Source organism: Clostridium sp. BL-8 (assembly GCF_002006495.1).
GTDB lineage: Bacteria > Bacillota > Clostridia > Clostridiales > Clostridiaceae > Clostridium.
The window spans coordinates 32,921-53,369 of record NZ_LZZL01000015.1 but is presented as its reverse complement, the minus strand read 5'-3'; the positions used below and the strand labels follow the sequence as shown (position 1 = coordinate 53,369).

The following is a 20,449-nucleotide window of genomic DNA, read 5'->3' as shown; positions in this document are numbered from 1 at the left end:
ATGGATGGAGATAATTTAGCAGTACGAGGAAGGATTTTTGATATACGAAGATTTTCAACTCATGATGGAGATGGAATAAGAACAACAATTTTTCTTAAAGGCTGTCCATTAAGGTGTGTGTGGTGCCAAAATCCTGAAGGGATTTCGGAAGATGAGCATCTGATTCACTTTGAAAATAAATGCATAAGGTGTGGACTGTGCGTGAAGAATTGTGTTAATAAATCTGTTATAGAGAAAGATAATAAAATATCTATTATTCAAGAGCAATGTACAGAGGAGCAAAATAAAATTGTTATTGATGTTTGTCCAACAGGAGCATTAACTATGGATTCTAAAGTTTATACTTTAAATGAGATCATAGAAATAGTTATGAGGGATAGAGCATTTTTCAAATATGGCGGAGGAGTTACATTATCAGGTGGAGAGCCGCTTTTTCAAAAGGAATTTACAGTAGTTTTACTAAAGAAACTTAAAGAAATTGGCATAAATACAGCAATTGAAACTTCGTTGTTTGCACCTAGTAAATATGTATTAGAGATATTGCCATACATTGATATAATTTTTGCTGATTTAAAAGTATTTGATGAAGAAAAGCACAAGGCTTTTGCAGGCGTAAGCAATGAACTTATTAAAAGAAACATTAGTCTTGTTTTAGAAAGTGATAAGAAAGATAATATAATTATTAGAACACCATTAATACCAGAGTTTACAGCAAATAAGGAGAATATTAGTGATATAAGCAGCTATATTTCAAAGATATATTCAAATGTAAAATATGAACTATTAAATTATAATCCACTTGCAAAAGCAAAATATAATTTAATAGATAATTTAGATTATTGTTTTGAAGAAAACCCACAAATGTATAGTGACGAGCAAATGAATGAGTTTTATAATATTGCTTATGCAGCAGGAATAAAGAATTTAATTAAGCAATAAGTTTATTTTTATAATAATGTCTTAGAAACTCAGCAATTTTCAGCATATTCTTCAGAATAAATATTCTAATATTTTTAAGAATACAAGAATATTAAAAAGCAAGAATATGAAGTTGTAGAGTTAAAAGCGTTGTTTAAAGTATATATAAGTTAAAAGTAGAGGAGAAGATAGAAATGTTAATATTAATTGATGATGCAAATTTAGATGCAATTAAAAGAATTTATGAAAACTACCCATGTGATGGAGTAACAACAAACCCTTCTATTTTAAAAAAACAAGGTGGAAATCCTATGAAGGTATTAAAGGAAATTAGAGAATTCTTACCAGAAGGTGCACAGCTTCACGCTCAAGTAGTATCATTAACAGCTGAAAAGATGGTTGATGAAGCTCATCATATGCTAGAAGTATTAGGTAAAGATACATTTATAAAGGTTCCTGTAACAAGTGAAGGAATAAAAGCTATGAAATTATTAGCTAAGGAAAATGTTAATATTACGGCTACAGCTATATATACAGCAATGCAAGCGTTTATAGCAGCAAAAGCAGGTGCTAGATATACAGCACCTTATGTAAATAGATTAGACAATATGGGAGCAGATGGTGTTCAAGTGGCAAAAGACATTCACGATATGTTTAAAGTTCATAATTTAAATGCAGATGTATTAGCTGCAAGTTTTAAAAATTCACAACAAGTTTTAAATTTGTGCAAGTATGGAATTGGCTCCGTCACAGCAGCACCTGATGTAATTGAGGGATTAATTAAGCATGATGCAACTACAAATGCAGTAGAAGTATTTACGAAAGATTTTTATGCTTTAGTTGGTGAAGGAAAGACCATGGAAAGTTTATAGCATCAATGAATATAATTTAATAAGAGATAAATTTACATTAAAATGTATGGATATATGTAAACAAACAGAACTGCAGCTCATTGAATTAGAAGCAGGACATAAGGCTGCCTGCAACCTATATAATAAATAAAAATATTTGAACAAAGAAAACTATCCAATAATATAACTTCAAATGAAGCTATTTATATTGGATAGTTTTTTATGCTTTAAGTAGCACTTGTTACAAGTACTAATGAATATAGCACAAAATTATAAGGTAGAGATCAGTTGGATTTAGGAGTAGTTTAATTAGATTTGACTTTAATATAAGATGTAAGTAGAATCAGTATGGCACATAATTAATTAAGTTTATACTTAATTTAGGAGGGACTTATTAGAATTGAAGGGTAAATGTTACTATTGCGATAAAGAATTGACAGAAAGAACTATTAAGAGGCATATGAAAAGCTGTGCTGTAATGAAAAAAAGAATAAATGAAGAATTACAAGAAAATAAGAAAACAAGAAGTCAATATATTATATCTATTAAACCTAAACGTGGTAAGAGTGAATTCTGTATATATATATCTATAGATGAAGCACTAGGCTTGGTGCATATAGATAAATTAATAAGAGATGTTTGGATGGAAAATGATGGGCAGCTCAGTGGATTTAAAATCAACAGAAAATTTTATGAAAACAAAAAAATGAATATTAAGCTAAACGAGATATTAGAGATTGGTAAAAAATTTGAGTATGAATATGATTTTAAAAACACAATTAATTTAACTTTAGAGGTTGTTGATAAAATTGAGGTATCTAAAGAATTTTCTCAAATAGAGATAATAGCACGAAATGATGAAACTAAGCATATATGCAATAAATGTGAAGCAGAAGCTAAGTACTTTAGCTATGAAAAAGAAGAATGGTTATGTGAAAAATGTATTGATAAAGAAGACAAAGGATTGAAAGAATTAGACGATTGTAATTCTCAAGGAGATAGAGACTACCAGTGCTTTGCTAAAAAGGATGGGGAGGAAGTATACTTACCAGGCAATAATAATAAATATAAGCCTTTAAGAAAAAAAGCGATTAAAAGAGAAGATAATGATGAATTTTCTGATTTTAATAAAGAGGATAATATAGAGAGCAGTTGCGAAAATTTCTCTGAGGAAGTTCATGAATTAAAAGAAGATATATTTTTAAAAGATGCGTATTCTTTTGATATTAATACACTAGTAAGAAATTTGGATAAGGATAATATATATGATATAGGTAAAAATATTAAGATTAAAGGTATAGAAAATTTAGAAAAAGATCAGTTAGCTGATAAATTTTTACATAGCTATGAAAAAGCTATAGAGGATACATTAAATCTATTTGATGAAGAAAGATATAAAACATTAAAAAAAGTAGTAGATAATGCAGGCATCCAAGTGATGGACAATAATGAATTTGATAAGCATATGAATTATTTTGCTTCAATAGGAATGCTCTTTAAGGTTAGGGATAATGATGGACAAGATATAGCATTAATCCCAGAAATTCTTCAAAATTTAATTAAAAACAGAAATAATTCAGAATATAAGAAGCTTATAAGAATAAATACAGAAATAATAGATCTCTTTAGAGGAATGAATAGAGCTTATGGAATTATTAAGACAATTGATGTAATAAGTTTATTTGCAAAATATGGTATCAGAGAGTCAGAAAAAATTAATATTAAAGAAGTCATACAGGAAGCACAATATTATTATGATGAATATTATGAAGAAGAAAAGTTTATTATAAATAGCGAAGTATCTATGTGGCGCATGATGATAAAGGAAATAGATGAGAATTTAGATTATGCCGTAGTTTCTAAAGAAGAATTGCTTAGAACATCAAAACCAGATTGGATTTATACTTCAAAGATAGGTAAAGATTTCGTGGAGGAAGTTATAAGGGTATTAAATGCCGAGGAAGATGTTTTAAAAGAAATTGTAGAATCTTTGATTAGTGAAATTCAAAAAAGAGATTTTGATGAAATTATTGATGATATATTAGGTACAGATAATATCAATAATGAAAATGTAAAAGAATTTGTATATGTTAGTGTAGGTAAATTACTTAGAAATATAAGATTATGGAAATATAAAGGCGCAACTATTAATGAGAGAGTGAAATGTAAGATTGAAGCAGAAAAGAAGACTACTGTTGGTAGAAACGAGCCGTGTACATGTGGAAGTGGGAAAAAGTATAAGAGATGTTGTGGAATAAATATTGGGTGATCTATGTTTAATATAAAGGAGAATATATAAATTACTAATTGAGTCAGCTGTATCTTGACTCACACATGTCGATATTTTGACATATAATGAACTAGTATTATTACATGGAGTTGAAAATGCGTGATATACGGGCTGATTTTAGCTGGAGGTAAGGGCAGTAGACTATATCCTCTATCAAGAGCCGATCAACCAAAACAATTTTTGAAGCTGATTAATAATAAAAGCTTTTTAGTTAACACCGTTGATAGGATAATCCCCTTAATAGATAAAGATAATATTTATGTTGTGACAAATACAGATTACAAGGACAAAGTTAAAGAAGAACTTGTTGGAATTAAGGAAGAAAATATTTTTGTAGAGCCTGCCAATAAGGAGACTGCTACCTGCATTGGTTTATCGGCAGTGAAGTTATTAAAACAAGATGCCAATGCAATTATGGTTGTATTGCCATCAGATCATTATATTCAAGGTGAAAAGAATTATATAGATACGTTATCTCAAGCAATTGAGATGGCAAATAAGAGAAGATGCATTGTTACACTTGGAATCGAACCAAGTAGACCAGAAACTGGCTATGGTTATATAGAAATGGGAGAGAGGACAAATGGAAATATACCAACTTATAGGATTGCTAGATTCACAGAAAAGCCAAATTCAGAGGTTGCTAAGGATTTTGTATTAAAAGGAACTTATTTATGGAATTCTGGTATGTTCATATTTAGAGCAGATGTTATTTTAAGAGAAATAGAAAAATATCTACCTAAATTGCATAAATCATTAATGGAAATATATAAAAACTTAGGAGAAGAAAAAGAAGATGAGGTAGTTAAAGAACAATATGAGCTTATAGATGGAATATCAATTGATTTTGGAGTTATGCAGAGAACAAGAAAAGCATATGTCATAAAATGTGATTTCAATTGGGATGACATGGGAAGCTTTGGAGCTTTAAGTAGATTGTTAGACACTTATAGGAATAATAGTATATCTAAAAATGTTTATGTTGATGATTGTGAGAATTGCTCTATTTTTGGTGATAAAAATTTAATAATTGGATTTGGAATTAAGGATTTAGTTGTAGTAGATGCTGGAGATGTGATACTAGTAATGGATAAAAATAAGGATCAAGAAATAAAACATCTGTTAAATAAACTCAACGAAGAAGAGCAATTTAATAAGTTCCTATAATAAATGAGCTGTTTCAAATATATTAATTATTTTGGAACGGCTTAATTGTATTTTATTAATATGTCTGTAATTAAGAAGCTTCTTAATAATATAAATTTGAATTAATAACATAGTAAGCAAGGGGATATAGGAATGAGAATAATAACTTCTATGAAAAAATAAATTAACCGATTTAATATAAAGAATTTAATAACAAACATATATGTTAGCAGAATAAAAAAAATAAATTCTAAAAATATAATAAAAACTCAATAGCTAATCTTGATAAAATTGGTTTTATGAACAGATAATACTTGAATAAATTCTGAAATTAACTATTGTAAATTTGTACTTGGAGTATTATCATAAGGGTACAAATTAAATTTGGATTATATTGAAGAAATAATATATAGAAAATAAACATATCTATAGAATTATATAAAGTGAAATGTAGAGGATGTGATTAAGCTTTGATGATTAACACTCACAAGGTTATGGCTGAGAATATTATCAAATATGCTAACACAAAAAGTATTTATTTAATTAATAATAAAAGGTTCATATGGGGGTGCGTGAAGCCTGATTGTGTACCTAAATATAAATTTATGAAGCATTACTTTGATGAAAGTATAGACATGGTGGTTGAGAAAATTATATATTTATCAGGACTAACTTTGGAAGATATTTATTATGATATGAGCATTGGAAAGTTTAGTGAAGAACTTGGAGTAATATGTCACTTTTTATGTGATTTTTTTTGTGCTCCGCATTATTATAGATGGGAATTTAAAAGCACTAGTGCAGTTAGACAGCATATGGCATATGAAAATAAATTAGCGAAGTTAGCTAAAAATTTCAAGCATGCAAGAATTATAAATACTAATATAGATCCAAGTAATATGAAAGAATTTATATTGCAGTTACAAAAACAGTATGATGGAATAATAGATTATAAGAATGATTTAACATTTTCATATTATGTTTGTGATAGTGTGTTAAATATGATTTTAAATAATGTTTTCTTAAATGATAATAAGGTAAGTAAAGTAATTTAGGATAGAGCTTAAAATATCTCAAAATGATAGGATGTTATTTTGGGGTATTTTTTGTTACTTTTCATGTAATTTATGGCTTTTACAAAATAGTTGTTGCATAAATATAATAATCGTAATATAATTCAGTAAATATATGAACACGTGTTCATGCTCTTAAGGAGGATAATTATGACTAATAATGAAGAAATTGTTGAAAGCTGCAATTGTAATGTTATACATGAAGATGTTGTGTCAAAAGTTAAAGATTTGTTGCCTAAAGATGAAGTTTTATATGATTTAGCAGAATTATTTAAAGCTTTTGGAGATTCGACAAGAGTTAAGTTATTATGTGCTCTATTTGAGGCAGATATGTGTGTATGTGATTTGGCAGCAGTTTTAGGAGTGAGTCAATCTGCAGTATCCCACCAATTAAGGACATTAAAGGCGGCAAGACTTGTGAAATTTAAGAGAGTGGGTAAGGTTGTATATTATTCATTAGATGATGAACATATAAAAGGAATATTTAATCAAGGCTTTGAACATATAACAGAATGATTAAATAAATTAGAATTTACTTATAAGTATAGGCTATTTAAATACGTTTCTAGAAATAGTCTATAAATTTTATAAATAATTAAATTAAGCTTGACATAAAATTAGAGAAGTATGGTAGAATCATAATAGTTAGTTATATTAAGAGATAGGAATGTCAGATGCATATTGTTAAAAAAAAGATTAATCATGGTTATGATAAAAATAATATCAATTGCATGAACTGATTTATATAGTTAAAAAATTATTTAGGTAGGAGAAAGTAATATGGAGAAAAATAAAAATATATCTATGGCGGTTATTAAAAGATTGCCAAAATATTATAGATATCTTGAAGAGCTTATGAGAAATGATGTAGATAGAATTTCTTCAAAAGAATTAGGTGAAAAAATAGGGTTTACTGCGTCACAAATTCGTCAAGATTTAAATTGCTTCGGTGATTTTGGGCAACAGGGATATGGATATAATGTCAAAGATCTATATAATGAAGTCAGCTCTATTTTAGGATTGAATAGGGGATATGAAGCAGCATTGATTGGTGCAGGTAATATAGGGCAAGCAGTTTCCAATTATTCAAGATTTGAAAATTTAGGGTTTAAAATAACTGCTATATTTGACGCTAATCCTAAGCTTATAGGAATGAAAATTAGAAATGTGGAAATCATGGACATAGATGAGATGTCATCTGTATTAAGTTCGCGTAGAATAGATATAGGAATAATATGCGTTCCAAGAAAGAATGCACAAACAGTAGCTGATGAATTGATAAAAGGTGGTATAAGAGGAATCTGGAATTTCGCACCTGTTGATTTAATTGTTCCAGATTATGTGAAGGTAGAAAATGTTCATTTGAGCGAAAGTTTGCTGACTTTAATTTACTTATTGAATGAAAGTGATAATTAAAATTAATATTATAATGTTTTAATATATATAAGTTGCGATAATGAAACTACAGTACTATTGTTTATATGAATACGAGCATAAAATATGTAATGTAAACTCTTTAACACAACTTATATAGTTATATATAATAGTAAATCAATATTCTATGTTATTTTGTGGTATAGTACATTAGTGTGTTTGCTGAATGTGTTTGACATTTAGCAAACACATTTTGTTTTATAACGAGAATACTGAGATAATTACTGGCTTATTAATTTTTTTCATATGTTTATAAGTAAAAACTTGTATTAAAACATAATATTTTATTGCAAATAACTCAATGACGTATTATAATTTTACTTAAGGCGTGGTTGCTTTAATATTTTTTTAAATTCATTTGTTAATAATATAACAAATGAATTTAAAAATATCAAAAATAGTATGAAAATTAAAAAAATAAGTAAGCAAGTTTGAAGGAGGACCTTAACATGGAATTAAAAAATGTGATTCTTGAGAAAGAAGGACATTTAGCTATTGTTACAATCAATAGGCCAAAAGCATTAAATGCATTAAATTCAGAGACTCTAAAAGATTTGGATGCTGTTTTAGAAGATTTAGAGAAAGACAGCAATGTATACGCAGTTGTATTAACTGGTGCTGGTGAAAAATCCTTTGTAGCTGGAGCGGACATTGCAGAAATGAAGGATCTTAATGAAGAACAAGGTAAAGAATTTGGAATCTTAGGAAACAATGTTTTCAGAAGATTAGAAAAATTGGATAAGCCAGTTATTGCAGCTGTGTCAGGATTTGCTCTTGGCGGCGGATGTGAGCTTGCTATGTCATGTGACATACGAATAGCTTCAGAAAAGGCTAGATTTGGTCAACCAGAGGCAGGACTTGGAATAACACCTGGATTTGGTGGGACTCAAAGATTAGCAAGAATTGTAGGACCTGGAAAGGCAAAAGAATTAATCTATACTTGTGATTTAATAAAAGCCGAAGAAGCTTACAGAATAGGTCTGGTAAATAAGGTAGTTCCATTAGAAAGTTTAATGGATGAAGCAAAGGCTATGGCAAATAAAATTGCAGCTAATGCTCCAAAAGCAGTTGCATATTGCAAAGATGCTATAGATAGAGGAATGCAAGTTGATATAGATGCTGCTATTCTAATAGAAGCAGAAGATTTTGGTAAATGCTTTGCAACTGAAGATCAAACAGAGGGAATGACTGCATTCTTAGAAAGAAGAGCAGAAAAGAATTTCAAAAATAAATAATTTTTAAAGATTAAGTTAAAAATCTATTAAAGATTTATATATAGTTGTTATCAAATAGGTTTAATTAACAAGGAGGGTAATTTAATGAATTTCCAATTAACTAGAGAACAAGAATTAGTACAACAAATGGTTAGAGAATTCGCAGTAAATGAAGTTAAACCAATAGCTGCAGAAATCGATGAAACAGAAAGATTCCCTATGGAAAATGTTAAAAAGATGGCAAAGATTGGAATGATGGGTATCCCATTTTCTAAGGAAGTTGGAGGAGCAGGCGGAGATGTACTTTCATACATAATCGCTGTAGAAGAATTATCAAAAGTTTGTGGTACAACAGGAGTTATACTTTCAGCTCATACATCATTATGTGCATCAGTAATAAATGAACATGGTACTCCAGAACAAAAAGCAAAATATTTACCAGAACTTTGTAGTGGTAAAAAATTAGGTGCTTTTGGTTTAACAGAGCCAGGTGCTGGTACAGATGCAGCAGGACAACAAACAAGTGCTGTGCTAGAAGGAGACCATTATGTATTAAATGGTTCAAAAATATTCATAACAAATGGTGGAGTTGCTGAAACTTTCATAATATTTGCTATGACAGATAAGAGCCAAGGAACAAAAGGAATTTCTGCATTTATCGTAGAAAAATCATTCCCAGGATTCTCAATAGGAAAATTAGAAAACAAGATGGGTATTAGAGCATCTTCTACTACAGAATTAGTTATGGAAAATTGTATAGTACCAAAAGAAAACTTAATTGGAAAAGAAGGTAAGGGATTCGGAATAGCAATGAAGACTCTTGATGGAGGAAGAATTGGTATTGCAGCTCAAGCATTAGGTATTGCAGAAGGAGCATTTGAAGAAGCTGTTAACTATATGAAAGAAAGAAAGCAATTTGGTAAGCCACTTTCAGCATTCCAAGGATTACAATGGTATATAGCTGAAATGGATGTTAAAATACAAGCAGCTCAACATTTAGTATACAAGGCAGCATGCAAGAAGCAAGCTGGAGAACCATACTCAGTAGATGCTGCAAGAGCTAAATTGTTTGCTGCAGATGTTGCAATGGAAGTTACAACTAAAGCAGTGCAAATCTTTGGTGGATACGGATATACTAAGGAATATCCAGTAGAAAGAATGATGAGAGATGCTAAAATATGCGAAATCTACGAGGGAACTTCAGAAGTTCAAAAGATGGTTATCGCTGGAAGCATTTTAAGATAGGAGGACATTGATAATGAATATAGTAGTTTGTGTAAAACAAGTTCCAGATACTACAGCAGTAAAAATAGATCCTAAAACTGGTACATTAATTAGAGATGGAGTTCCATCAATCATGAATCCAGAGGATAAGCATGCTTTAGAAGGTGCATTACAATTAAAAGAGCAAGTTGGCGGAAAAGTTACAGTTATTAGTATGGGACTTCCAATGGCTAAAGCAGTTTTAAGAGAAGCATTATGTATGGGAGCTGATGAAGCTATCCTATTAACAGATAGAGCACTTGGGGGAGCTGATACTTTAGCTACTTCAAAGGCATTAGCTGGAGTTATTGCAAAATTAGATTATGATATAGTATTTGCTGGAAGACAAGCGATTGATGGAGATACTGCACAAGTAGGTCCAGAAATAGCTGAACATTTAGCAATTCCTCAAGTAACTTATGTTCAAGATGTTAAAGTTGAAGGAAGTTCATTAATAGTAAATAGAGCATTAGAAGACGGACACCAAGTGGTAGAAGTTAAAACTCCATGTCTATTAACTGCAATCGAAGAATTAAATGAAACTAGATATATGAATGTTGCAAATATATTCGCAACTTCTGATGATGAAATCAAAGTTATGAGTGCAGCTGATATAGATGTAGATGTATCTGAATTAGGACTTAAAGGTTCACCTACAAAGGTTAAGAAGTCAATGACTAAAGAAGTTAAAGGTGCAGGAGAATACGTTAGAGAAACACCTAAAAATGCAGCATATTATGTTGTAGGAAAATTAAAAGAAAAACACTACATCTAAGATAATAGGAGGGTAATTTATTATGAATATAGCAGATTACAAAGGCGTTTGGGTCTTTGCCGAACAAAGAGAAGGCGAATTACAAAAAGTATCTTTAGAACTACTTGGTGAAGGTAGAACAGTAGCAGATAAACTAGGAGTAAAATTAACTGCCGTATTATTAGGCAGCAATATAGAAGAATTAGCAAAAACTTTAGCACAGCACGGAGCTGATGAAGTTTTAGTTGCTGATGATAAAAATTTAGAACATTATACAACTGATGCGTATACTAAGGTTATTTGCGATTTAGCAAGTGAAAGAAAACCAGGAATATTATTTGTAGGAGCTACTTTTATAGGAAGAGATTTAGGTCCAAGAATAGCAGCTAGATTAACAACTGGATTAACAGCTGACTGTACATCAATCGATGTTGATGTTGAAAATGGTGATCTTTTAGCTACAAGACCTGCATTTGGTGGTAACTTAATGGCTACAATAGCTTGTCCAGAACATAGACCACAAATGGCTACAGTAAGACCAGGAGTTTTTGCTAAAATCAATACTGATGGAGCAAACTGCAAAATTGAAAAAGTTGAAGTTAAATTAGCTGATAGTGATGTTAGAACAAAAGTTTTAGAAATTATTAAAGCTAAGAAAGATATCGTAGATATAGCTGAAGCAGATTTCATAGTATCAGGTGGTAGAGGAGTTGGAAATAAAGAAAATTTCCAATTACTAAAAGAATTAGCTGATGCTTTAGGCGGAACTGTAGCAGGATCAAGAGCAGCTGTAGAAAAAGGATGGATTGATGGAGCATACCAAGTTGGTCAAACTGGTAAAACTGTTAGACCTCAAATTTATATAGCTTGTGGTATTTCAGGAGCAATTCAACACGTTGCAGGTATGCAGGATTCAGATTTAATCATTGCTGTTAATAAAGATGATTCAGCTCCAATAATGAAGATTGCAGATTATGCAATTGTTGGAGATCTTAATAAAGTAGTACCAGAATTAATTGCTCAAGTTAAAGAAATAAAGAGTGCTGAATAATTTAACCTGTTCTTTATAATTTGTTTTTGATATTGTAGTTTCCTTTTGATGGTTAATAATATAACAAGAAAAACAATTTGTTAACATGGTTAATAATTATTTAACAAGAATTTTGTTGTTAATTTAATCCTTAGTTAAAATTGATTTATTTTAACTAAGGATATCTATAATAAAAGTTTTGAGGAGGAATAATCTATGAAAAAGATTTTTGTACTTGGTGCAGGAACTATGGGTGCTGGTATTGTTCAAGCATTCGCTCAACATGGTTGTGAAGTAATAGTAAGAGACATAAAGGACGAATTTGTTGATAGAGGAATAGCAGGAATAGCTAAAGGCTTAGACAAACAAGTTGCTAAAGGAAAGATGGCTGAAGCTGATAAAGAAGCTATACTTTCAAGAATTTCAGGAACAACTGATATGAAGTTAGCTGCTGATTGTGACTTAGTAGTTGAAGCTGCTATTGAAAACATGAAAATAAAGAAAGAAATCTTTGCTGAATTAGATGGAATTTGTAAGCCAGAAACAATTTTAGCTTCAAATACATCATCTTTATCAATTACTGAAGTTGCTTCAGCTACAAAGAGACCAGATAAAGTTATAGGAATGCATTTCTTTAATCCAGCTCCAATAATGAAGCTTGTTGAAGTTATAAGAGGAGCTGCAACTTCTCAAGAAACTTTTAATACTGTTAAGGAAATATCAGAAGCAATTGAAAAGACTCCAGTAGAAGTTGCTGAAGCACCAGGATTTGTAGTAAATAGAATTTTAATTCCAATGATTAATGAAGCTACTTTCATATTACAAGAAGGCGTTGCTTCAGTGGAAGATATCGATGCAGCTATGAAACTTGGAGCTAATCACCCAATGGGACCTTTAGCTTTAGGAGATCTTATTGGTCTTGATGTATGTTTAGCTATTATGGATGTTTTACTTACTGAAACAGGAGACAGCAAATACAGAGCTAGCAGTCTTTTAAGAAAGTATGTTAGAGCTGGATGGCTTGGAAGAAAATCAGGAAAAGGATTCTATGATTATTCTAAATAATATATAGTCTTAAAAATTCTCAAAAGAAGATATTCTTTTGAGAATTTTTTAATTTGTTTTTTTACAAGTAAAGGATTTTGAGGATTTATATAGAAATATATAAATAATGGGAAAATTGTGAATATTTCCGTTAGTATATATTTTAGGGAGGGTTATTAAAACTATGATGAGATTTACATTACCAAGAGACATTTATTATGGAAAAGGATGCTTAGAACAATTGAAAACTCTTAAAGGCCAGAGAGCAGTATTAGCACTTGGTGGAGGTTCCATGAAAAAGTTTGGTTTTGTTGACAAGGCTTTAGAGTATTTAAAGGAAGCTGGAATAGAAGTCAAATTAATCGAAGGAATAGAACCTGATCCATCAGTTGAAACAGTGCTTAAAGGTGCTGAAGTAATGAGAGATTTTAAACCTGACTGGATAATTGCTATGGGTGGAGGATCACCTATAGATGCAGCAAAGGCGATGTGGGTATTCTATGAACATCCAGAAAAGACTTTTGATGATATCAAAGATCCGTTTACAATACCAGAACTAAGAAGCAAAGCTAAGTTTTTAGCAATACCATCAACAAGTGGTACTGCTACAGAAGTAACAGCATTTTCTGTAATCACAGATTATAAGACTGAAATAAAATATCCTTTAGCTGATTTTAATATAACTCCGGATGTAGCTATAGTAGATTCAGAGTTAGCAGAAACAATGCCGGCTAAATTAACAGCTCATACAGGAATGGATGCTTTAACTCATGCAATTGAAGCATATGTAGCGACATTACATTCACCATTTACTGATCCATTAGCTCTTCAAGCTATTGAAATGATTGATGAATACTTGCTAAAATCTTATGATGGGAACAAGGATGCTAGGGAACAAATGCACTATGCTCAATGTTTAGCGGGTATGGCATTTTCTAATGCATTACTAGGAATAACTCATAGTATGGCTCATAAGACAGGAGCTGTATTCCATATACCTCATGGATGCGCAAATGCTATATATCTACCATATGTAATTGACTTTAACAAAAAAGCTGCCTTAGATAGATATGCGAAGATAGCTAAAAGATTAGGGTTAAGTGGTACAAGCGATGATGAGTTGGTAGACTCATTGACAAGTTTAATAAAGGAATTAAATAAGAAAATGGCAATTCCAAGCACACTAAAAGAATATGGAATTGATGAAGAGGAATTTAAAGCAAAAGTCGATTTGATTTCAGAAAGAGCAATTGGAGATGCTTGCACAGGTTCAAATCCAAGACAAATAAATAAGGATGAGATGAAGAAAATATTTGAGTGTGTATATTATGGAAACAAAGTCGAATTCTAATAAGTAATATAATAATGACTGAGACAGATTAATTAATAAGATTAACTCTGACCCAGTCAATTTTTTTAGTTTATTTTTGATAAATTAGAAGGCGGAGATTCAGATTGAGTGATATAATATATTAAAGAATAATTATTTTCGATAGGAGAGATGAGAATGTTAAAGGAAACAGCCATGAAATATTGGGCAGATGAATATGATTTAAATTGTGCAGAGTGTATTATGTATGCAGCTAACGAAGAATATAATTTAAATTTGTCAGAAGAAACACTAAAAGTTATGGCGGGTTTTGGAGGTGGAATGGCAACAGGAGACGTTTGTGGAGTTATAACTGGTTCCATTGGTGTAATAGGAGCAATGTTTACAGAGGTAAGTGGCCATAAGAGTCCAATTGTTAGGGAGATGACGAAAGAACTTATAAATAGCTTTAGAGAAAAATTAGGACATACTAAATGTATAGATTTGAAAAAAGAATATAAAGATGTTAAAAAGTGCACACTAATGATCGAGACAGGTGCTGAAATTTTAGAAAAGATAATTTTTAAGGAAAAACATAAATAAATAATTAGAACGGAATATAAAATTTAATATTCGCTTTAAATTTAAAAGGAGTAGTAATACAATGGATTATAAAAATATAAAATTTTCTAAAGATCATGTGATAATAGAAGGCGTTAAGAATTTTAAACTTAAACATATATTTGAATGTGGACAAATTTTTAGATTTGAAGAGATAGAAGAGAATGATTTTATAGTCATTGCTTTTGGAAAATTAATTGAAGTAAAAGAAGAAGGAAGTAATGTAATAATTTATAATACAAATGAAGAAGAATTTAATAGGATTTGGTTAAATTATTTTGATCTAAATAGAGATTACTCAGATATAAAGGAAGAGCTTTCAAAAGATGTTTTGCTTAAGCAGAGTATAGAATTTGGATATGGGGTAAGAGTAATGAATCAAGATCCATTTGAGATGCTTCTTAGCTTTATTATTTCAGCTAGAAATAATATACCATCAATAAAAAAGACTGTAAATAAAATATCAACTAAGTGGGGAAAAGAAATTAGTTATAAAAATAAAGTGTATTATGCTTTTCCGAGCATATATGAAATAAAAGATGCAACGTTAGAAGAAATACAAGAGACGGGAGCTTCTTTTAGGAGCAAGTATTTAATAGATACGATTAAAAACGTATATAATTCAGTAAAAGATGAAAACTTAAAATTGAACGAAGAAAATTCATACATTAAATATAATTTAGATTATATTAAAAGATTAAGTGATGATGAATGCCATGATGCACTTCAAGAATTTAAAGGAGTAGGCTCCAAAGTGGCAGATTGCATAATGCTATTTTCTATGGAAAAGACTTCAGCATTTCCAGTGGATGTATGGGTTAAGCGGGCAATGATTCATTTCTATGGCGCAGAAGATTCATCATTAAATAAAATAAGAATTTTTGGAAGAAATAAATTTGGAAAATTATCTGGTTTTGCGCAACAATATTTATTCTACTATGCGAGGGAAAACAAAATAAATGTTGGTGATTAAGTTGTTAAGTATAATACTTTGAGTTAAGGCACTTGAAAATAAATAGCAATTTTGAACTTGTTATTTATTTTCAAGTGCCTAAAATTATATGGAAATTGGTATAAGTTAAAGCGAAGCTTATTTTTTGCAAACTATATGAATATATCACAAATAGCAAAAGCTTTGTGAATATATTGACGAAGTTTAAGGTGATATATAATGTTAAATTGGCTCATTTTTTTGAGAAATGTCCGAATATACAGAAAATTACTTTAGAGTAAATAATTCAGAATATTTAAATTATATAAAAATTGTTATAGTTTTAACAAGAGTATGGTATAATTATCTCATGCTATAATATGAAAGTAAAAAAATAATCATAGGAGAGTGTATATTAATGTTTCAATTTGAAAATCGACTTTTAAAGTTAAAGCATGAGGTTTTAACTAGAGTAGCAGTATTAGCTAAGGAAAATAAAATAAGCAAGGAAGAGTTAGAAAAAGTCCCTTATGATATGATTCAAGGAGATATTCCAAATTATAGAGATACAATTGAGCAAGAAAGAGATGTAGTCTTAGAAAGAGCAAAACTTGCAGCAGGTTATAAGCCAAATGGTAGAAATGGACAAGAGTTAATTAATGTAGAAGATGAAAAACAAATTTTATATGTAATAGAAGAAGCATGTGATAGATGTCCAACAAAGAAATTTCAAGTTACTGATGCATGTAGAAATTGTGTTGCTCATAAATGCCAAAGCGCATGTAATTTTGGAGCAATTACATATGTTGATGGTAAAGCTTATATTGATCCAGATAAATGTAAGGAATGTGGAATGTGTAAGAAGGCATGTCCATACGATGCTGTTGCAGAAGATATGAGACCATGTAAAAAATCATGCCCTACAGGTGCATTAAGCTATAATGCTGAAGATTTAAGAGCTGAAATTACTGAAAGCAAATGCGTAAATTGTGGCGCATGTATGTCAGCATGTCCATTTGGAGCAATAGAAGATAAGAGTTCAATAGTTAAGATAGTTTATGATTTAATGAGCAAAGGTAATATATATGCTATGGTTGCACCAGCAATAACTGGAGAATTTGGACCAAAGACAACTTATGGACAAGTTAAAAATGCAATCAAGGCAGTAGGATTTAAGGATATGATAGAAGTAGCATGCGGGGCAGATGCTGTTACTGTGCACGAAAGCAATGAGTTCGTGGAAAGAATGGAAAGAGGAGACAGCTACATGACAAATTCATGTTGTCCAGGTTTCCTTAGCTATATTGAAAAAATGATGCCAGATCAAGCAGAAAGAATTTCAGGAACTGTTTCACCTATGGTTGCTACAGGAAGATATATAAAATCTAAGGATAAGGATGCAAAGGTTGTATTTGTAGGGCCTTGTACTGCTAAAAAAGGTGAGGCGTTGATAGAATCAATAAAGGATTCTGTTGATTATGTATTGACTTTTGAAGAATTAGTAGCTTTATTTGATGCATTCGAAGTAGACCCAGCAAACTGTGAAGATATAGTAGTTGATGAAGCATCTATTTTTGGAAGAAACTTTGCTGTAGGTGGAGGATTAACTGCGGCTATAGAGAACTATGTTCAAGAAAAAGGTGTTAATATAGAATTTAAACCAGTCAAGGTTTCAGGTGGAGCTGAAATTAAGAAAACTATGACTATGGCTAAAGTAGGAAAATTACCTGGAAACTTTATTGAAGGTATGATGTGTGAAGGTGGTTGCATAAATGGAGCAGCTAAAATTGTATCAGTAATGAAAGCAAAAGCACCTTTCACAAAGATAAATCAACAAACAACAATTAAGAGTGTGTTATCTAATAAAGCGTTAGAAGAATTCCACGATATAAATTTAGAAAGATAATATAATTTATAAGAAGTTTTTATGGGAAGACTATAATATTAAAGCTTATAGATATGATAATATCATTTAAAACTTAATTTTGGATATTCATTCATAGTAATAATTAAAATTGAAGGTGTCTAAAAATAATTAGAGATTATTTTTAGACACCTTCCTTTTATATGAAAAACTGTATTTTATGCTTGATTGAAAGATTGTTTTTTGATTTAACAGTTTGTTAAAGTTTTAGGGCTGATGTATTGATATGGCAGGTATAATGGCTAATTAAAAGATAAGAATTTAAAAAATAACTATAGAATAAATAAAATGGAGAAAAATTAAGTAATTAAGACATATTTTAAGATAAAGAGTTATATTCGCTGAAAAGTGGGATATAATATTAGAAGTAATGTTTGAATTATATGGGTATAAAGGATATTATAATTATGTTAGCACTCGACGATGATGAGTGCTAACAGAAAAAGTAAAGATATTTTATATTTTTAAGGAGGGTTTTTCATGAATATTAAACCACTTGGTGAAAGAGTAGTAATAAAAAAATTAGAGGCGGAAGAAAAGACTAAAAGTGGAATAGTCTTAACTGGCACTGCAAAGGAAAGACCACAAGAAGCAGAAGTGGTTGCAGTAGGTCCTGGAGCTATTGTAGATGGAAATAGAGTAGCGATGGAAGTAAAAGTTGGAGATAAAGTTTTATATTCAAAATACGCTGGTACAGAAGTTAAAGTAGATGGAGACGAATATACTATATTAAAGCAAGACGATATATTAGCAATAGTTGAGTAATTAATTTTTTATTACAAGGCAATTTGAAAGTAAGAAATAAAAAGATATAAATAACATATAAAAAGGAGAGTGTTATAAGAAATGGCTAAGATGTTAAAATTCGGAGAAGATGCAAGAAGATCTATGCAAATTGGTGTAGATAAGTTAGCAGATACAGTTAAAGTGACTTTAGGACCTAAAGGAAGAAATGTTGTATTAGATAAAAAATTTGGTGCACCATTAATAACAAACGATGGTGTTTCAATTGCAAGAGAAATAGAATTAGAAGATCCATATGAAAACATGGGAGCACAATTAGTTAAAGAAGTTGCAACAAAGACAAATGATGTAGCTGGAGATGGAACTACTACTGCAACTTTATTAGCGCAAGCAATTATAAGAGAAGGTTTAAAAAATGTTACAGCAGGAGCTAATCCTATTTTAATAAGAACTGGTATTAAGATGGCTGTAGATAAAGCTGTTGAAGAAATTAAAAAAATCTCTAAGCAAATAGATGGAAAAGAGGATATAGCTAGAGTTGCTGCGATATCAGCTGCTGATGAAGAAGTAGGTAAGTTAATTGCAGACGCTATGGAAAAGGTAGGAAATGAAGGCGTTATTACAATAGAAGAATCTAAATCAATGGGAACTGAGTTAGATGTAGTTGAAGGTATGCAATTTGATAGAGGATATGTATCTCCTTACATGGCTACAGATAATGAAAAAATGGAAGCCAATTTAGAAAATCCATATATATTAATAACTGACAAAAAGATTTCAAGCATTCAAGAAATTTTACCAATACTTGAACAAATAGTTCAATCAGGTAAAAAACTATTAATCATTGCTGAAGATATAGAAGGAGAAGCAATGGCAACATTAGTAGTTAATAAGTTAAGAGGAACATTTACTTGTGTAGCTGTTAAGGCACCAGGTTTTGGAGATAGAAGAAAAGAAATGTTACAAGATATCGCTATATTAACTGGAGGAACTGTTATCTCAGAAGAATTAGGAAGAGATTTAAAAGAAACTACAGTTGATATGTTAGGTACAGCTGATAGCGTTAAGGTATCTAAAGAAAATACTGTAATAGTTAACGGTAAAGGTGAATCTGTAGCTATAAAGGAAAGAATAGGTCAAATTAAGGCTCAAATCGAAGAAACAACTTCAGAATTTGATAAAGAAAAATTACAAGAAAGATTAGCTAAATTAGCTGGTGGAGTTGCGGTAATCAAGGTTGGTGCAGCAACAGAAACTGAATTAAAAGAAAAGAAACTTAGAATTGAAGATGCTTTAAATGCAACTAAAGCAGCTGTTGAAGAAGGAATAGTAGCTGGTGGTGGAACAGCTTATGTTAATGTAATTAACGAAGTTGCAAAATTAACTTCAGATGTTCCAGATACTCAAGTTGGAATAAACATAATCACTAAAGCGTTAGAAGAACCAGTAAGACAAATCGCAGCTAATGCAGGAGTTGAAGGTTCAGTAATAATTGAAAAAGTTAAAAATAGTGAACCAGGTATAGGATATGATGCACTACACGATAAATATATCAACATGATTAAAGGTGGAATAGTTGATCCAACTAAGGTTACTAGATCAGCACTTCAAAATGCAGCTTCAGTAGCTTCAACATTCTTAACAACAGAAGCAGCAGTAGCTGATATTCCAGCAAAAGAACCTGCAATGCCAGGAGCTCCAGGAATGGGAATGGACGGAATGTACTAAAATAAAAATACTATAAATGTATTTAATCAGAGTAAGCAATTATTATAATTGCTTACTCTTTTTCGTGATGTATAAAAAGGTTATTTGTAGTTATTCATAGATGTTAAAGATATAGCGTGGTGCTTGAATGTTTGCAACATCAAATAATAATTTTTTTCAGTGTAACTTCCTAAGA

General features: G+C 30.5%; 18 protein-coding genes. All 18 read left to right on the top strand.

Annotated elements, in window-relative coordinates:
- The 18 genes from CLOBL_RS07305 (at window position 1) to groL (ending at window position 20,274) form a co-directional block, all read left to right on the top strand.
- Window positions 1-939: a glycyl-radical enzyme activating protein gene (locus tag CLOBL_RS07305; RefSeq protein ID WP_077858418.1), complete on the top strand. Its 939-nt coding sequence runs from the start codon at window positions 1-3 to the stop codon at window positions 937-939.
- A gap of 173 nt (window positions 940-1,112) precedes the next feature.
- Window positions 1,113-1,790, top strand: coding sequence for a transaldolase family protein (locus tag CLOBL_RS07300; RefSeq protein ID WP_077858417.1), 678 nt, complete (start codon window positions 1,113-1,115; stop codon window positions 1,788-1,790).
- Between the two features lie 379 nt (window positions 1,791-2,169).
- Window positions 2,170-4,038 carry an SEC-C metal-binding domain-containing protein gene (locus CLOBL_RS28915; RefSeq protein ID WP_077858416.1) on the top strand — a complete coding sequence of 623 codons (1,869 nt, stop codon included), beginning with the start codon at window positions 2,170-2,172 and terminating at the stop codon, window positions 4,036-4,038.
- Between the two features lie 120 nt (window positions 4,039-4,158).
- The gene (locus tag CLOBL_RS07290; RefSeq protein ID WP_009168015.1) at window positions 4,159-5,226 is read left to right on the top strand and encodes a mannose-1-phosphate guanylyltransferase; all 1,068 of its coding nucleotides are present in this window, start codon (window positions 4,159-4,161) and stop codon (window positions 5,224-5,226) included.
- 452 nt (window positions 5,227-5,678) lie between these two features.
- On the top strand, window positions 5,679-6,260 hold the full coding sequence (locus CLOBL_RS07285) for a zinc dependent phospholipase C family protein (RefSeq protein WP_077858415.1): 582 nt from the start codon (window positions 5,679-5,681) through the stop codon (window positions 6,258-6,260).
- A gap of 168 nt (window positions 6,261-6,428) precedes the next feature.
- Window positions 6,429-6,794, top strand: a complete 366-nt coding sequence (locus CLOBL_RS07280; RefSeq protein ID WP_077858414.1) for a metalloregulator ArsR/SmtB family transcription factor — start codon at window positions 6,429-6,431, stop codon at window positions 6,792-6,794.
- Between the two features lie 264 nt (window positions 6,795-7,058).
- Window positions 7,059-7,694: a redox-sensing transcriptional repressor Rex gene (locus CLOBL_RS07275; protein ID WP_077858413.1), complete on the top strand. Its 636-nt coding sequence runs from the start codon at window positions 7,059-7,061 to the stop codon at window positions 7,692-7,694.
- Between the two features lie 467 nt (window positions 7,695-8,161).
- The gene (locus CLOBL_RS07270; protein ID WP_077858412.1) at window positions 8,162-8,947 is read left to right on the top strand and encodes a short-chain-enoyl-CoA hydratase; all 786 of its coding nucleotides are present in this window, start codon (window positions 8,162-8,164) and stop codon (window positions 8,945-8,947) included.
- An 84-nt stretch (window positions 8,948-9,031) separates the two neighbouring features.
- Window positions 9,032-10,171 (top strand): acyl-CoA dehydrogenase, encoded by a 1,140-nt coding sequence (locus tag CLOBL_RS07265; protein ID WP_009168021.1) that lies wholly within the window; start codon window positions 9,032-9,034, stop codon window positions 10,169-10,171.
- Between the two features lie 13 nt (window positions 10,172-10,184).
- Window positions 10,185-10,964 (top strand): electron transfer flavoprotein subunit beta/FixA family protein, encoded by a 780-nt coding sequence (locus CLOBL_RS07260; protein WP_009168022.1) that lies wholly within the window; start codon window positions 10,185-10,187, stop codon window positions 10,962-10,964.
- Window positions 10,965-10,986: 22 nt separating this feature from the next.
- Window positions 10,987-11,994 (top strand): electron transfer flavoprotein subunit alpha/FixB family protein, encoded by a 1,008-nt coding sequence (locus tag CLOBL_RS07255; RefSeq protein ID WP_009168023.1) that lies wholly within the window; start codon window positions 10,987-10,989, stop codon window positions 11,992-11,994.
- 195 nt (window positions 11,995-12,189) lie between these two features.
- The gene (locus tag CLOBL_RS07250) at window positions 12,190-13,038 is read left to right on the top strand and encodes a 3-hydroxybutyryl-CoA dehydrogenase (RefSeq protein WP_009168024.1); all 849 of its coding nucleotides are present in this window, start codon (window positions 12,190-12,192) and stop codon (window positions 13,036-13,038) included.
- Between the two features lie 163 nt (window positions 13,039-13,201).
- Window positions 13,202-14,368: an NADPH-dependent butanol dehydrogenase gene (locus tag CLOBL_RS07245; protein WP_077858411.1), complete on the top strand. Its 1,167-nt coding sequence runs from the start codon at window positions 13,202-13,204 to the stop codon at window positions 14,366-14,368.
- A 156-nt stretch (window positions 14,369-14,524) separates the two neighbouring features.
- Window positions 14,525-14,929 (top strand): C-GCAxxG-C-C family (seleno)protein, encoded by a 405-nt coding sequence (locus CLOBL_RS07240; RefSeq protein WP_077858410.1) that lies wholly within the window; start codon window positions 14,525-14,527, stop codon window positions 14,927-14,929.
- A gap of 61 nt (window positions 14,930-14,990) precedes the next feature.
- Entirely contained in the window at window positions 14,991-15,920 is a 930-nt protein-coding gene (locus CLOBL_RS07235) for a DNA glycosylase (protein WP_077858409.1), read from the top strand.
- A 376-nt stretch (window positions 15,921-16,296) separates the two neighbouring features.
- Entirely contained in the window at window positions 16,297-17,784 is a 1,488-nt protein-coding gene (locus tag CLOBL_RS07230; RefSeq protein WP_077858408.1) for a 4Fe-4S dicluster domain-containing protein, read from the top strand.
- A 498-nt stretch (window positions 17,785-18,282) separates the two neighbouring features.
- Entirely contained in the window at window positions 18,283-18,567 is a 285-nt protein-coding gene (gene groES / locus CLOBL_RS07225) for a co-chaperone GroES (protein WP_009168029.1), read from the top strand.
- An 81-nt stretch (window positions 18,568-18,648) separates the two neighbouring features.
- A complete protein-coding gene (gene groL / locus CLOBL_RS07220) occupies window positions 18,649-20,274 on the top strand; it encodes a chaperonin GroEL (protein WP_009168030.1) in 1,626 nt (541 codons plus the stop codon).
- Window positions 20,275-20,449 lie beyond the last annotated feature (175 nt).